1 pseudogene is annotated in these 496 nt (G+C 66.7%); it reads right to left on the reverse strand.

Annotated elements, in window-relative coordinates:
- Window positions 1-7: 7 nt before the first annotated feature.
- Window positions 8-496: pseudogene (locus G3I17_RS39250) on the reverse strand (sigma-70 domain-containing protein); the annotation flags it as partial.

Below are 496 nucleotides of genomic sequence, written 5' to 3' on the forward strand. Positions count from 1 at the left end.
CAACGGCTCAGGCCGCAGCGTCAAAGCCCGTGTCGTGAGCCATTCTCTTCAATTCGATCAGTGCGTGCTTCTCGATCTGCCGGATCCGCTCCCGCGTGAGGCCGTGCTGCTTGCCCACTTCGGTGAGGGTCCGCTCGCGGCCGTCCTCGATCCCGTAGCGCATCTTGATGATGGAGGCGGTGCGGTTGTCGAGCTAGCCGATCAGATCCTCCAGCTCCTCGCTGCGCAGCAACGTCATCACGGACTGCTCCGGCGACACGGCGGAGGTGTCCTCCAGCAGATCACCGAACTGCGTGTCCCCGTCGTCGTCCACCGACATGTTGAGGCTGACCGGGTCCCGCGCCCAGTCCAGGACGTTGCCGACGCGCTCGGCGTTGGATCCCAGCTCCGCCGCGATCTCCGTGTGCTCCGGGTCACGCCCGTGCTCACGGTTGAACTCGAGCTGGACCCGGCGGACCCGGCCGAGCTCGTCGACGAGGTGGACGGGGAGGCGGAT

The organism is Streptomyces sp. SID13031 (assembly GCF_010548305.1).
Lineage (GTDB): Bacteria > Actinomycetota > Actinomycetes > Propionibacteriales > Kribbellaceae > Kribbella.